General features: G+C 75.3%; 12 protein-coding genes and 1 pseudogene. 10 read left to right on the top strand and 3 right to left on the bottom strand.

All coding sequences use genetic code 11. The annotated features are described in order from the left end of the window. Nucleotides 1–741: 741 nt before the first annotated feature. Together ACWD4P_RS21195 and ACWD4P_RS21190 are read left to right on the top strand one after the other, a co-directional pair. Nucleotides 742–1188 (top strand): annotated as a pseudogene (locus ACWD4P_RS21195) (DEAD/DEAH box helicase); the annotation flags it as partial. A gap of 456 nt (nucleotides 1189–1644) precedes the next feature. Further along, on the top strand, nucleotides 1645–2541 hold the full coding sequence (locus tag ACWD4P_RS21190; protein ID WP_449780590.1) for a hypothetical protein: 897 nt from the start codon (nucleotides 1645–1647) through the stop codon (nucleotides 2539–2541). Between the two features lie 85 nt (nucleotides 2542–2626). Here ACWD4P_RS21190 and ACWD4P_RS21185 read toward each other — a convergent pair whose 3' ends face one another. Continuing rightward, nucleotides 2627–3997 (bottom strand): DUF1015 family protein, encoded by a 1371-nt coding sequence (locus ACWD4P_RS21185; RefSeq protein WP_449780585.1) that lies wholly within the window; start codon nucleotides 3995–3997, stop codon nucleotides 2627–2629. Between the two features lie 92 nt (nucleotides 3998–4089). On the opposite strand from ACWD4P_RS21185, the gene ACWD4P_RS21180 reads away from it, so the two are divergent. Both ACWD4P_RS21180 and ACWD4P_RS21175 read left to right on the top strand, forming a co-directional pair. After that, on the top strand, nucleotides 4090–4755 hold the full coding sequence (locus ACWD4P_RS21180; protein WP_449780584.1) for a tetratricopeptide repeat protein: 666 nt from the start codon (nucleotides 4090–4092) through the stop codon (nucleotides 4753–4755). A gap of 159 nt (nucleotides 4756–4914) precedes the next feature. Next, entirely contained in the window at nucleotides 4915–5952 is a 1038-nt protein-coding gene (locus ACWD4P_RS21175; protein WP_359829368.1) for an HAD-IIA family hydrolase, read from the top strand. A 91-nt stretch (nucleotides 5953–6043) separates the two neighbouring features. On the opposite strand, the gene ACWD4P_RS21170 is transcribed toward ACWD4P_RS21175, so the two are convergent. Continuing rightward, nucleotides 6044–6391 (bottom strand): SCP2 sterol-binding domain-containing protein, encoded by a 348-nt coding sequence (locus tag ACWD4P_RS21170; RefSeq protein ID WP_359829369.1) that lies wholly within the window; start codon nucleotides 6389–6391, stop codon nucleotides 6044–6046. Nucleotides 6392–6567: 176 nt separating this feature from the next. On the opposite strand from ACWD4P_RS21170, the gene ACWD4P_RS21165 reads away from it, so the two are divergent. The 4 genes from ACWD4P_RS21165 to ACWD4P_RS21150 all read left to right on the top strand — a co-directional run bounded on the left by ACWD4P_RS21165 (nucleotide 6568) and on the right by ACWD4P_RS21150 (nucleotide 9476). Then, on the top strand, nucleotides 6568–7371 hold the full coding sequence (locus ACWD4P_RS21165; protein WP_359829370.1) for a hypothetical protein: 804 nt from the start codon (nucleotides 6568–6570) through the stop codon (nucleotides 7369–7371). Next, nucleotides 7355–7633 carry a hypothetical protein gene (locus ACWD4P_RS21160; RefSeq protein ID WP_359829371.1) on the top strand — a complete coding sequence of 93 codons (279 nt, stop codon included), beginning with the start codon at nucleotides 7355–7357 and terminating at the stop codon, nucleotides 7631–7633. Before ACWD4P_RS21165 ends, ACWD4P_RS21160 begins: the two co-directional genes overlap by 17 nt. 36 nt (nucleotides 7634–7669) lie before the next feature. Then, nucleotides 7670–8476 carry a TlyA family RNA methyltransferase gene (locus tag ACWD4P_RS21155; RefSeq protein WP_359829372.1) on the top strand — a complete coding sequence of 269 codons (807 nt, stop codon included), beginning with the start codon at nucleotides 7670–7672 and terminating at the stop codon, nucleotides 8474–8476. A gap of 94 nt (nucleotides 8477–8570) precedes the next feature. After that, nucleotides 8571–9476 carry an NAD kinase gene (locus ACWD4P_RS21150; protein ID WP_449780583.1) on the top strand — a complete coding sequence of 302 codons (906 nt, stop codon included), beginning with the start codon at nucleotides 8571–8573 and terminating at the stop codon, nucleotides 9474–9476. 101 nt (nucleotides 9477–9577) lie between these two features. Here the strand turns inward: ACWD4P_RS21150 and yczR are convergent, their stop codons facing one another. Continuing rightward, nucleotides 9578–11077 carry a MocR-like transcription factor YczR gene (gene yczR, locus ACWD4P_RS21145; protein ID WP_449780582.1) on the bottom strand — a complete coding sequence of 500 codons (1500 nt, stop codon included), beginning with the start codon at nucleotides 11075–11077 and terminating at the stop codon, nucleotides 9578–9580. 236 nt (nucleotides 11078–11313) lie between these two features. Between yczR and yczE the strand changes: the two genes are divergently transcribed. Together yczE and recN are read left to right on the top strand one after the other, a co-directional pair. Then, the gene (gene yczE, locus ACWD4P_RS21140) at nucleotides 11314–11934 is read left to right on the top strand and encodes a membrane protein YczE (protein WP_449780589.1); all 621 of its coding nucleotides are present in this window, start codon (nucleotides 11314–11316) and stop codon (nucleotides 11932–11934) included. A gap of 88 nt (nucleotides 11935–12022) precedes the next feature. Further along, on the top strand, nucleotides 12023–13756 hold the full coding sequence (gene recN / locus ACWD4P_RS21135; RefSeq protein WP_359829377.1) for a DNA repair protein RecN: 1734 nt from the start codon (nucleotides 12023–12025) through the stop codon (nucleotides 13754–13756). The last annotated feature ends 77 nt before the right edge of the window (nucleotides 13757–13833 follow it).

Below are 13833 nucleotides of genomic sequence, written 5' to 3'. Positions count from 1 at the left end.
CGGTGGGTTATTGTAGGACGCCGCACAAATTTTTTTACCGGCCGGGCCCCCAGCGACTCGCTGGGGCCGCGGCCTTTTTGTGTTTTGCGAACGTGAAGAAAGCCGGCAGAGACAGGACTTCCGCCCAGACGCGGAGGGTCCCGGCATGTCGGACAATGGAGAAGGTACGCGGGCCAGCAGGCCGGCGTCGAACCGCGTGGCGGTCGCGGAGTTGCGCGCTCCGCCCGCGGTGGAGCTGAAGCAGCAGAAGGAGTCACCACGATGTCGAACCAGCCCCAGGACCGTCCCGAGCGCCGATCGGACGACGGCCGAGGCTACGAGCCCCGGTCCCGCGGGGGCTCGTCCAACGACCGTGGCGGCTACCGTCGCGACGACCGCGACCGCCGTGACGACCGCTCGTCGGGCGGCTTCCGTCGTGACGACCGCCCCTCCGGCGGCTACGGCCGTGACCGCGACGACCGCGGTGGCGACCGTGGCGGCTTCCGCCGTGACGACCGCCAGGGCGGCGGCTACAACCGCGACCGCGGCGACCGTCCCTCGGGCGGCTACGGCCGTGACCGTGACGACCGTGGTGGCGACCGCGGTGGTTTCCGCCGTGACGACCGTCCGTCGGGTGGTTTCCGTCGTGATGACCGTCCGTCGGGCGGTTTCAACCGTGACCGTGACGACCGCGGTGGTTTCCGTCGTGACGACCGTCCGGCCGGCGGCGGCTTCCGCCGCGACGACCGCTCCTCGGGTTTCCGTCGTGACGACCGTGATGACCGTCCGCGTCGTGACGACCGTCCCTCCGGTGGCTTCAACCGCGATGACCGCGGTGGCGACCGTGGCGGCTTCCGCCGTGACGACCGTCCGTCGGGTGGTTTCCGTCGTGATGACCGTCCGTCGGGCGGTTTCAACCGTGACCGTGACGACCGCGGTGGTTTCCGTCGTGACGACCGTCCGTCGGGCGGTTTCAACCGTGACCGTGACGACCGCGGTGGTTTCCGTCGTGACGACCGTCCGGCCGGCGGCGGTTTCCGCCGCGACGACCGCCCCTCGGGTGGTTTCCGTCGTGACGACCGTGATGACCGTCCGCGTCGTGACGACCGTCCCTCCGGTGGCTTCAACCGCGATGACCGCGGTGGCGACCGTGGCGGCTTCCGCCGCGATGACCGTCCGTCGGGTGGTTTCCGTCGTGATGACCGTCCGTCGGGCGGTTTCAACCGTGACCGTGACGACCGCGGTGGTTTCCGTCGTGACGACCGTCCGGCCGGCGGCGGCTTCCGCCGCGACGACCGCCCCTCGGGTTTCCGTCGTGACGACCGTGATGACCGTCCGCGTCGTGACGACCGCCCCTCCGGCGGCTTCAACCGCGATGACCGCGGTGGCGACCGTGGCGGCTTCCGCCGCGACGACCGCCCCTCCGGCGGCTTCAACCGCGACCGCGGCGACCGCGGCAGTGACCGTGGCGGCTTCCGCCGTGACGACCGGGGCGGCGACCGTGGCGGCTTCCGTCGCGACGACCGCCAGGGCGGCGGCTACCGCCGTGACCGCGACGACCGCGGTGGCGACCGTCGGGACTACGACGACCGCCGGGGCAACTACGAGCCCGTCAAGCGCCTGCCGATCCCCGAGGACGTCACCGGCTTCGAGCTGGACGCGGACGTGCGCCAGGAGCTCAAGAGCCTGCCCAAGACCCTCGCGGACGACGTGGCCCGCAACCTGGTGATGGTGGCCCGCCTGCTCGACGGCGAGCCGGAGGAGGCCTACCAGTACTCGCGCATCGCGCTCCGGCTGGCTTCCCGTGTGGCCGCCGTCCGTGAGGCGGCCGGCTTCGCCTCGTACATGACGCAGCGTTACTCCGAGGCGCTGACCGAGTTCCGTGCCGCCCGTCGGATGACCGGCCGCGCGGACCTGTGGCCGGTGATGGCCGACTGCGAGCGCGGTCTGGGCCGTCCGGAGCGGGCGCTGGCGATGGCCGGTGAGCCCGAGGTAAAGCAGCTGGACAAGGCCGGCCAGGTCGAGATGCGCCTGGTGGCGGCCGGTGCCCGCACCGACATGGAGCAGTTCGACGCCGCCGTGGTGACGCTGCAGAGCCCGGAGCTGGCCTCCAGCGCCGTGCACTCGTGGACCGCGCGCCTGCGGTACGCCTACGCCGAGGCCCTGATCGCGGCCGGCCGGGCCGACGAGGCCCGTGACTGGTTCGCCAAGGCCGCCGAGGCCGACACCGACGGCACCACCAACGCCTCGGAGCGGCTGGCCGAGATCGACGGCGTGGAGTTCACCGACACGCTCGACCCGGAGCTGGCCGAGGACGGGGCCGAGTCGGCCGACGCCCCGGCGAAGAAGCGCACCGGTGGTGACAACTCCGAGGACCGCGTGATCTTCGAGGACGAGGAGGACGTCGAGGAGTTCTACGACGAGGACGACCTCGAGATCGACGACGACTTCGACGGCGTCGTCCCCGAGCGCGCCCAGGACTCCAAGGACGTCCAGGACGCCAAGGACGAGGAGCCGAAGGCCGCCAAGGCGGACGCCGACGCCGACGCCGACAAGAGCTGACCGGCTCGCCAGGCAAAGCCGTGAGGCCCTGCCGTTCCCCGGAACTCCGGGAACGGCAGGGCCTCACGGCTTTCGGGCCCGGCGCTCAGCCCAGCGCGAGGTTGCGCAGCACCAGCCCGGTGGCCGGCTTCGGTCCGAAGGAGGTGGACTTGCGCGGCATGGTGACGCCCTGTTCGGCCAGTCGGCGCACCACGGACTCCCGGACCGGGTGCAGCAGGACGGCCGTGCCGCCGGTTCGGGCGGCCTCCTGTTCGGCGGCCGCGGCGGTGTGCAGGTAGCCGATGTCGTCCGGGCCGTCGGGGACGTGCCAGGTGCGGTCGAGCAGGGTGGCGTGCAGGACGGTGGCGTCCAGGTGGCGCCACTCCTCGGGCCTGCCGTGCGGCACGGTGGCGTCGAGCAGGGCCTCCTCGGGCTCGCCGACCAGCCAGTAGACGCCGTTGCCGCCGGTCAGGACGAAGCCGTTGCCGCCGTGCCGCTTCTGCTCGGCGAGGGCCTGGAGCGCGGCGGACAGCGGGCCGGGGACCTCCTTGACCTTCCACTGGTCGCCGAGCCGCTCCAGCGCCTCGGCCACCGGCAGCCGGTACAGCACCCGGTGGATGGCCCGGACCCGCAGCGGATAGCGGGCGGTGTCGACCAGGAGCACCATGCCGCGGTCCCAGGGACTGCGCGGCAGGTGGCGGTGCTCGCGCTGGAGGCGCAGGTACATCTCCCAGCGGTGGTGGCCGTCGGCGATCAGCGCCCGACAGGTGGCGAGGTCGCGGCTGATCTCGGCGATCTCGGCCGGGTCGGTGACGGCCCACAGGCGGTGGTGGGTGTCGTCGCTGGTGGCGGTGGAGAGCAGCGGCTCGCGTTCGGCCGTCCGCTCGATCACGCCGGAGGCGCCGCCGTTGCCCCGGTAGGTGAGCAGCAGCGGTTCCAGGTTGGCCCGGGTGGTGCGCATCAGGCCGACCCGGTCGGCGACCGGTCGCGGCATCACGTCCTCGTGCGGGAGCACCACGCCGCCCTCGCGCCCGCTCACCGCGAGCGCGCCGATCAGGCCGCGCTGGAGGAGCTCGGGGGAGTCGGCGGTCGCCGGCACCCGCTGCTCGTAGACGTAGAGCGCGGGCTCGGGATCGGCGGCCAGGACGCCCTCGCGCTGCCAGGCGGCCAGCAGCCGGGCGGCGTGCCGGTAGCGGGTGTCGCGGTCGGGGCGGTCGCCGGCGTCCTCGGGCTCGGGCCTGGGCAGGATCAGCCGGACCACGTTGTGGGGGTCGGCGGTCTCCAGGTCGAGCCGGCGGCCCGGGTCCACGACGTCGTAGGGCGGGGACATCACCGCGGCGAGGGCGCCGACCCGGTCGGGGACGTAGCGCAGGCCGCGGAAGGGGGACAGGGACAGGCCGGCGGTGGCGACGTGCCCGGGATCACCGGGGCCGCCCTCGGGAGTCTCGACTCCGTCTTCTGCACTGGGTGTGCTCATTCTGGGCATCGTAACCGGGTACGCGTTGTTGAGAGATCGGAATGCCCGTGCCGGTTCCTGGGGCGGGTGTGCGACCGAGGGCGAGGTACGGCATGGACGACGGGCAGGAACGGGTGGACGGCGGCGGCCCGGCCGAGTCGGGCGGGTCGGCCGGTGCCACCCGCGGGGACGCCCCGGTCGACGGCGCACCGGGCCGCGCACCGGCCGGCGGCGCGGTGGACGACGGTGCGGCGGGCGACGGCACGCCGGTCGGCGGGGTGCCCCGGCAGAGCCGCACCGGGGAGCCCACCGGGGACGTGTACGACTGGTTCCGCCGGGGCGCCCTGCTGCTGGCGCAGGGGCACCCGGCGGCCGCCGAGCAGCTGCTGGCCCGGGCGGTGGAGGCCGAGCCGCACTCGCGCAGCATCCGGGAGGCGCTGGCGCGGGCCCAGTTCGACGCGGGCTCGTACGCGGCGGCGCTGGAGAACTTCCGCGCCGTGGCGCTCGCCGACCCGGCGGACGACTACGCTCAGTTCGGATGGGGCGTCGCGGCGGCCCGGCTGGGCGACTTCGAGACCTCCGCCGAGCACCTGGCGCTGGCCGTGGCCATGCGGCCGGAGAGCGACCACTACCGGCAGGCGCTGCGGCAGACCCGGGCGACCCTGGCGGCCCGCGCCGGAGCGTACGGCCCGCTGCTGCCGGGAGCCCCCGGGCACGTGGCGCCCCCGGCGGGCGCCGGTGGCCCGGCCGGCGGACCGGCGGACGACGCGGGCGCCTGACCGGGCGGCCCGACGACCGGTCCGACGCCGCGAGGACCGCCGCACCGGACCGCCGGGCCGGACAGCGGGCCGGACCGCCGGAGCGCACGAGGGCGTGCGCCCCGGACGACGCAGTGAACGACGACGCAGTGACGACGCAGTGAATGAGGTAGCGCAGCCATGACCGAGACGGCCACCCCCGTGCGACGGACCGCCCCCGGCGGCAGCGAGCGGCCGCTGACCGACGCGTACGACACCGCGCTGCTGGACCTGGACGGCGTGGTCTACGCGGGCGCCCACGCGATCGAGCACGCGGTGGAGGCGCTGGACGCCGCCCGGACGGCCGGGATGCGGCTCGCGTACGTGACCAACAACGCCTCCCGCCCGCCGCGGGTGGTGGCCGAGCACCTGACCGAGCTGGGCGTGCCCGCCGAGCCGGCCGACGTGATCAACTCGGCCCAGGCCGCCGCGCGGCTGGTCGCCGAGAAGGTGCCCGCCGGCTCGAAGGTGCTGGTCGTGGGCGGCCCCGGCCTGGAGGAGGCGCTGGCCGAGCTGGGGCTGGTCGCGGTCCGCTCGCTGGCCGACGGGCCGCTCGCGGTGGTCCAGGGCTTCGACCCCTCGGTGGGGTGGGCGGACCTCGCGGAGGCCTCGTACGCCGTGCAGAGCGGCCTGCCGTGGGTGGCGTCCAACCTGGACCTGACGGTGCCGAGGGCCCGCGGCATCGCGCCCGGGAACGGCACCCTGGTGGCGGCGGTGCGGGCGGCGACCGGGGTGGAGCCGGAGGTCGCGGGCAAGCCGCTGCCGCCGATGCACCGGGAGACCGTACTGCGCACCGGCGCGGAGCGGCCGCTGGTGGTCGGGGACCGTCTGGACACCGACATCGAGGGCGCCTTCAACGGCGGGGTGGACAGCCTGCTGGTGTTCACCGGCGTGACCACCCCGGAGCTGCTGCTGGCGGCCCCGGTCGAGCACCGGCCGACCTACCTGGCGGCGGACCTGCGCGGACTGCTCGTCCCGCACCCGGCGGTGGCGGCGGTGGCCGGCGGCTTCGGCTGCGGCGGCTGGGTCGCGGGCGTCGAGGGCGGCGTGCTGCGGCTGTCCGGGGCCGGGGACCGCTGGGACGGGCTGCGGGCGCTGTGCGCGGCGGCGTGGACGGTGCTGGACGCGGGCGGTGCGCCGGTGGACGGCCGCAAGGCGCTGGCCGACCTGGGGTTCTGAGCGAGCGGGTGCCTTGACCCGGGTTCAGACGGACCCGGGTCGAGGCACCCGGGTTCAGACCGGTGCCGGGGCCGGGTTCGGAGCGCCGGGTTCAGAGCAGGGTGCGCAGCCGCAGCAGGTCGCGGAAGCCCGCCTCCAGCCTGACCCGGCCGCTCGCCCACGCGGAGGCGAAGCCGAGCCGCCCGTCGACCATCGCGACCAGGTCGTCGCTGCTCATGGTGAGCCGGATCTCCGCCTTCCCGGCCGGCGGGCCGGGGGCGGCCACCACGTCCTGGATCCGGCCGTCGCGCAGCCGCCCGTTGAAGGTCAGGTCGAGGTCGGTGATCCGGCAGCTGAGCGAGCGGTCGAGGGCCGCGGCCTTGCGGACGTCGCCGGTGGACTTCGCCATGTTCCGGCTGAGCTGCTCCAGTGCCTCCCGGCACTCCTCGGCGTTCGCCACGGCGCGGCCACCTCCCCGTGTCGCTACGGTGCTGACGCGGGCCACGGTACCTCAGGAGGGTTTTGGCGGTAGCGTCGTCGGTGGGGTGCCCGAACGGCGCCCGGGTACTGACGGCGCGGAGCGACGCGCACAGGCGATTGGGAGGCACCCGGATGCTGCCGAGGACGGTTCGGGGAGTGGTGGAGACCGCTGCCGGGGTGGTCGAGGAGGTCGGCAAGCTGGTCGTCGGGACGGCGACCTCGATCCTGGAGAAGGCCGGTGTCGACGTCGCCGGGGTCGAGCGCCGGCTGGGCGGCCAGTTCCCGCCGTCGGTGGAGACCCTGCAGACCCTCGCCGGGGAGGCGGTCACCGCCGGGCGCGCCGGGGTGGACCTGGCGGTCGGCGTGGCGCGCAACGAGGCGGAGAAGGTCTTCGAGAAGGTCGGCGACCAGGTGACCAAGGTCGGCGTGGTGCTGGCGTACCTGGAGACCAAGCTGCGCGAGGTCGAGGAGGAGGCCCCGCCGGCCGGGTCCGGGCCGGGGGCGGACGAGGCCGAGGAGCCGGTGCCGGCGCCGCGGGCCGCGGACCTGTTCGGGCGCGGCTGGGAGTTCGAGGAGGAGCGGTCGGAGGCCCCGGCGTCCGGTGAGCCGATAGTCGCCGAGCGGGTGGAGGTGGACGAGCCGGTCGAGGTGGACCCGCCCGTACCGCCGCTGTCCGCGGCGACCCCGGTGACCCCGGTTCCGTCGGAGGAGCCGGCCGCGGAGAAGAGCGCCGCGAGGAAGCGCACGGCGAAGAAGGCCGCGGCCGGGAAGCCGGCGGCGAAGACGAAGAAGACGGCGGCCAAGCAGGCCGCGGCGAAGAAGACGACGACCGTCAAGAAGACCTCCACCGCCAAGCAGGCCGAGGCCCAGCCCGGGACGCCCGCCAAGCGCGCGGCGACCAGGAAGACCACCGTCCGCAAGGCCACCAGCACGAAGAAGCCCGATGCCCGAGACGAGTGAACCGCCCGCGTCCGCCCGGCAGGCCGACCCCGTCCGCCCGGCGGAGTCCGTCCGCCCGGTCGGGACCGACCACCTGCCCGCGTCCGTCCGGCAGGCCGAGCCGCTCGGCGTCGACCTGGCCCCCACCGGCCACCCCGGGGTGGATGCCGGACTGGCCCGGCTGGAGGCCCTGGACGGGGTCCCGGCGGAGGCACACGTCGCGGTGTACGAAGATGTTCACCAGCGGCTCGTCGACGCACTGGCCGCGCTCGACCAGGAATGACCCGCAGGATCCGTAGGAGCTGAAGCACCAGTGGCAGTGGCACGACGTCGACTCGACGCGGAATTGGTCCGCCGCAAGCTGGCCCGGTCGCGCGAGCACGCGTCCGAGCTGATCGCGGCCGGGCGGGTGACCGTCGGCGGCACCACCGCGACCAAGCCGGCCACCCAGGTGGAGACCTCGGCGGCGGTCGTGGTGGCGAAGGACGAGAACGACCCCGACTACGTCTCGCGCGGCGGCCACAAGCTCGCCGGCGCGTTCGCGGCCTTCGTCCCGCAGGGCCTGGTGGTCGAGGGCCGCCGGGCGCTGGACGCGGGTGCCTCCACCGGGGGCTTCACCGACGTGCTGCTGCGGGCCGGGGCCGCGCACGTGCTGGCGGTGGACGTCGGCTACGGGCAGCTCGCCTGGTCGCTGCAGAGCGACGACCGGGTCACCGTGATGGACCGCACCAACGTGCGCGAGCTGACCGTGGACCTGATCGGCGGCACCCCGGTGGACCTGGTGGTGGGCGACCTGTCGTTCATCTCGCTGGGCCTGGTGCTCCCGGCCCTCGCCTCCTGCGCGGCCGCGGACGCGGACCTGGTGCTGATGGTCAAGCCCCAGTTCGAGATCGGCAAGGAGCGGCTGGGCAGCGGCGGGGTTGTGCGCAGCCCGCAGCTGCGCGCCGAGATGGTGCGTCAGGTCGCGGGGCAGGCGTGGGAGCTCGGGCTGGGCGTGCGGGCCGTCACCGCGAGCCCCCTGCCGGGGCCGTCCGGCAACGTCGAGTACTTCCTCTGGCTGCGCCGGGACGCTCCGCGGCTGGACCCCGCGGACGCGGACCGGGCCGTGGCGGAGGGGCCCCGGTAGGGTGCCTTGCGAGCGTCCGGTCCGCCGTGTTCGGATGGCGCGGCCGCACCGGGGCCAAGGGCGACCCGGTAGGCGTTAGGGAGAGGGCAGCGGCATGAGCGATGAAGAACGTACGGTCTTCCTGATCGCGCACACCGGCCGGGAGACGGCGCTGCGCAGCGTCGAGGCCCTGGTGCAGGGGCTGCTGAAGTCGGGGCTCCGGATCAGACTGCTGGAAGCCGAGGCGGTGGACCTGGACCTGCCCGAGGGCGTCGAGAAGGTGGCCGAGGGCCCCGGTGCGGCGGACGGCTGCGAGCTGATCCTGGTGGCCGGCGGGGACGGGACGCTGCTGCGCGGGGCGGAGCTGGCGCGCTCCCACGGGCTGCCGATGCTCGGGATCAACCTGGGCCGGGTGGGTTTCCTCGCCGAGGCAGAGCGGGACGACCTGGCCGTGGTGGTCGAGCGGGTGGTGGACGCCGACTACGAGGTCGAGGAGCGGATGACGATCGACGTCATCGTCCGCACCAACGGCGACGTGGTGCACGAGGACTGGGCGCTGAACGAGGCCTCGATCGAGAAGGCGGCCCGGGAGCGGATGCTGGAGGTGGTGACCGAGGTGGACGGCCGCCCGGTCTCCAACTTCGGCTGCGACGGCGTGGTGTGCGCGACACCGACCGGGTCCACCGCGTACGCGTTCTCCGGCGGCGGGCCGGTGGTGTGGCCGGAGGTGGAGGCGCTGCTGATGGTGCCGATCTCCGCGCACGCGCTGTTCGCCCGCCCGCTGGTGACCTCGCCGGAGTCGGTGCTGGCGGTCGAGGTGCAGCCCAAGACCCCGCACGGCGTGCTCTGGTGCGACGGGCGCCGTTCGGTCGAACTGCCCGCCGGGGCGCGGGTGGAGGTCCGCCGGGGCCGGACCCCGGTGCGGCTGGCCAGACTGCACCGGGCGCCGTTCACCGACCGGCTGGTGGCCAAGTTCGCGCTGCCGGTGACGGGTTGGCGTGGCCGGGCCGACCACCCCTGACGGCGGTACGGCCCGGCAGCGACCGCACTCCCGTGCCGAAGCCGGTGCGCGCCAAGGGTTCTGATCCTCCGTGAGGTGGCGCACCGGCCCCGGCGGGCCCGTCAGACCGCCAGCGGCTGGGCCTCGTCGGCCGGTTCGAGCCGGCCGCCGGCCGCCGCTCGGGCGGCCAGGGCGGCGAGGCGCTCGACGGCCTCGGGGACGGTCGTGGCGGCCACGGTGACCGGGATGCGGATGTGGTGCTCGAAGGCGCCGTCCGAGCCGAAGCGGTTGCCGGAGGCGATCCGGACCCCGGCGAGCTCCCCGGCCCGGGCCAGCGCGGCGCCGGACAGGCCGTCGGTGGAGACCCAGAGGGATAGCCCGCCCGGCGGCATGGTGAAGCTCCACCCCGGTAGCCGCTCGGGCAGGGCGGCGGCGAAGGCCCGCGCGGTCGCCCGCAGCCGGGCCAGCTGGTGCTCCCGCACCTCGGGCAGCGGCTCGCCCAGCAGCTCGGCGACGATCAGCTGGTCCAGCACCGGGGTGCCGACGTCGCTGTAGACCCGCTCGGTGGCCAGTCGGCGCACCAGCGCGGGCGCGGCCCGGACCCAGCCGATCCGCAGACCGCCCCAGAACAGCTTGCCCGCCGAGCCGACGGTGACCACCTGGGCGGAGCGGTCCAGTGCCGCCGTCGGGCGGGGCAGCGGGGTGCCGGGCGGCATGCCCCAGCCGAGCTCGGCGGTGGTCTCGTCGGCCAGCACGATGCTCCCGGCGGCCCGGGCGGCGGCCAGCAGCCGGCGGCGCTGCTCCTCGTCGATCAGCGCGCCGGTCGGGTTGTGGAAGTCCGGTATCACGTACGCGACCCTGGGTCCGGCGCCGCGCAGCACCCGCTGCCACTCGTCGAGGTCCCAGGCGGGTTGCGGCGTCCAGGTGTACGGCACCGGGACGAGGCGCGCGCCGGTCAGCCGCAGCGCCTGGAGGGTGTGCGCGTAGCTGGGCGCCTCGACGGCGACCCGGTCGCCGCGGCCGATCAGCACCCGCTGGAGCAGGTGCAGCCCGCCCATGGCGCCGGTGGTGATCAGGATCTGGTCGGGGGTGGTGGGCAGCCCGCGCTCGGTGAAGCGGCGGGCGACGGCCTCGCGCAGCACCGGGACGCCGGTGGGGTAGTGGCCGTGCCCGGCGGCGTAGTACGGCAGCTGTTCGACGGCCCGGGCGGCGGCCCGGCCGACCCAGGGCTGCGGGGCGGGCGGGGCGGCCACGCCGAGGTCCAGGATGCGGCCCTGCTCGTCCGGCGGGACGGGGTGCAGGGCCTCGCCGGGCGGCGGGGCCCCCTCGGGCAGGGCGGTCCAGCTGCCCGAGCCTCGCCGGCTGCGCAGGTAGCCGTCGCCGCGCAGGGTCTCGTACGCGGTGGCGACGGTGGTCCGGCTCAGGGCCAGGGCGGTGGCCAGCTCGCGTTCGGCGGGCAGCCGGGCGCCGACCGGCAGCCGGCCCTCGGTGACCAGCAGTCGGATCTGTCCGGCCAGGGTGCGGTAGGCGGGGCGGCGGGCGGAGGCCGGCTCGGGGAGCCGGGCGGTGGCGAGCAGCCGGGCCAGGGCGGGCGGGGTGACGGTGGTGTGCCAGTCGGCCATCGCGATCAGTCCACTTGCTCGGTATTGGCCCTGGAGTGGGCCGTATTGGCCTGGACATCATGGCAGGGCGGCCGCACCGTCCGCCACCGCCGGGCCTCTCCGGGGGTGCAGCACCACCCGCAGGAGCAGCAGTGGCCACCACGACCACACCGGCAGCAGCCACCACCACGACCACCACGATCACCGCGACCACCGCGCCGGCACCGGGCACCGGGCACCGGACCCTCGCCGAGCGGGTGCTCGGCGACACCCGCGCCCTGGGCCGCCGGATCCCGCAGCTGTTCGTCGGCCTCGCCCTGTACGGCGCGAGCGCGGCCCTGATGCTCCGGTCCGGCCTCGGCCTCGACCCCTGGGACGTCCTGCACCAAGGCCTGCAGCGCACCGTCGGGCTTTCGGTCGGCGCCTGGGTGACGATCTGCGGCGCCCTCGTCCTGCTGCTGTGGATCCCGATGCGCCAGCGCCCGGGCCTGGGCACCGCCGCCAACGTCCTGGTGATCGGCACGGCCATGGACCTCACCCTGCGGATCGTCGGCACCCCCGGCGCCCTGCCCGCCCGGATCGCCCTGGCGGCCGCGGCGATCGCCCTCAACGGCCTGGCCACCGGCCTCTACATCGGCGCCCGGCTCGGCCCCGGCCCGCGCGACGGCCTGATGACCGGCCTGCACCGGCGCACCGGCCGCTCGCTGCGGCTGATCCGCACCGGCATCGAGGTGACGGTCCTCACCGTCGGGCTGCTGCTCGGCGGCACCGTCGGGGTCGGCACCGTGGCGTACGCCCTGGCCATCGGCCCGATGGTGCAGCTCTTCCTGCCCTGGTGCACCGTGCCGGTACCCGCCGGGGACCCCCGGAAGGGATGAACTTCCGGGCACGGAGTTGCCGCGCGCCGTTGTCGCTCGTCGCGCGCCGGGGGCGGAACCTCGTAAGGTCGTCTCCGTGTTGGACGAGATGCGGATACGGGATCTTGGGGTCATCGACGACGCGGTGGTCGAACTCGCCCCCGGCTTCACCGCCGTGACCGGGGAGACCGGCGCCGGCAAGACCATGGTCGTCACCAGCCTGGGCCTGCTGCTCGGCGGACGCGCCGACCCGGGCCTGGTGCGCAACGGCACCGGACGCGCCGTCGTGGAGGGCCGGCTGGAACTGCCCGCCGACTCCCCGGTCGCGGCCCGCGCGATCGAGGCCGGGGCCGAACTGGACGACGGCGCGCTGCTGATCAGCCGGACCGTCTCCGCCGAGGGCCGCTCCCGGGCGCACGTGGGCGGCCGGTCCGTGCCGGTCGGGCTGCTCGCCGAACTCGGCGAGGACCTGATCGCCGTGCACGGCCAGACCGACCAGCAGCGCCTGTTGCGCCCGGCCCGCCAGCGCGGCGCGCTGGACCGGTACGCGGGCGCCGCGGTGGCCGAGCCGCTGGCCCGCTACCGGGAGACCTACCGCGCCCTGCGCGAGGTCTCCGCGACCCTGGAGGAGCTGACCACCCGGGCCCGCGAGCGCGCCCAGGAGGCCGACCTGCTGCGCTTCGGCCTGGACGAGATCGCCGCCGCCGAACCGGTGGCCGGCGAGGACACGGAGCTGGCCGCCGAGGCCGAGCGACTCGGCCACGCCGACGCGCTGTCCTCCGCCGCGACCCTCGCCCACGCCGCCCTGGCCGGCGACCCGGTCGACCCGGAGGCGCTGGACGCGGGCACCCTGCTCGCCCAGTCCCGCCGGGCCCTGGACGCCGTGCGCCACCACGACGAGCGGCTGGCCGCCCTGGCCGACCGCCTCAACGAGGTCGGCTACCTGCTCGCCGACGTGGCCGGCGACCTGGCCGGCTACGCGGACGACCTGGACGCCGACCCGGTGCGCCTGGCCTCCGTCGAGGACCGCCGGGCCGTCCTGGCCCAGCTGCTGCGCAAGTACGGCGGCGAGGAGAACTCGCTCGCCGAGGTGATCGCCTGGGCCGAGTCCGGAGCCGCGCGGCTCGCCGAGCTGGACGGCGACGACGACCGGATCGACGAACTCGGCGCCCGGGAGACCGAGCTGCGGGCCGAGCTGGCCGAGCTGGCCGCCGAGGTGTCGCGGGCCCGGCACGCCGCGGCCGGGCGGTTCGCCGAGGCGGTCTCCGCCGAGCTCGCCGAACTGGCCATGCCGCACGCCCGGGTGACCTTCGCGATCAGCAGGGTCGACGACCTGGCCGGGATCGAACTCGACGGGCGCACCGTCGCGTACGGCCCGCACGGCGTGGACGAGGTCGAGGTGCTGCTCGCCCCGCACCCGGGCGCCCAGCCGCGCCCGATCGCCAAGGGCGCCTCCGGCGGTGAGCTGTCGCGCGTGATGCTCGCCGTCGAGGTGGTCTTCGCGGGCGCCGACCCCGTCCCCACCTACCTGTTCGACGAGGTGGACGCGGGCGTCGGCGGCAAGGCCGCGGTCGAGATCGGCCGCCGGCTGGCCAAGCTGGCCGAGTCCGCCCAGGTCGTGGTGGTGACCCACCTCCCGCAGGTCGCCGCGTTCGCCGACCGGCACCTGGTGGTGGAGAAGACCCACGACGGAACCGTGACCCGCAGTGGTGTCAAGGTGCTGAACGACGAGGAGCGGGTGCGCGAACTCTCCCGGATGCTGGCCGGTCTGGAGGACTCGGAGCTGGGCCGCGCCCACGCCGAGGAACTGCTGGCCGCGGCCCGGGCACCGCGCCGCCGATAGGGTCCGTCCTCGAACTCGCCCCGCGGACGCGAGTTCGACGACGGGCCCCGAAGGGGGCGTCGGACGTCGGCGACGCG

It is taken from the genome of Kitasatospora sp. NPDC002543 (assembly GCF_053594915.1).
Note: the sequence above shows the minus strand (reverse complement) of the source record. Positions and strands in the feature narration are given on the sequence as shown.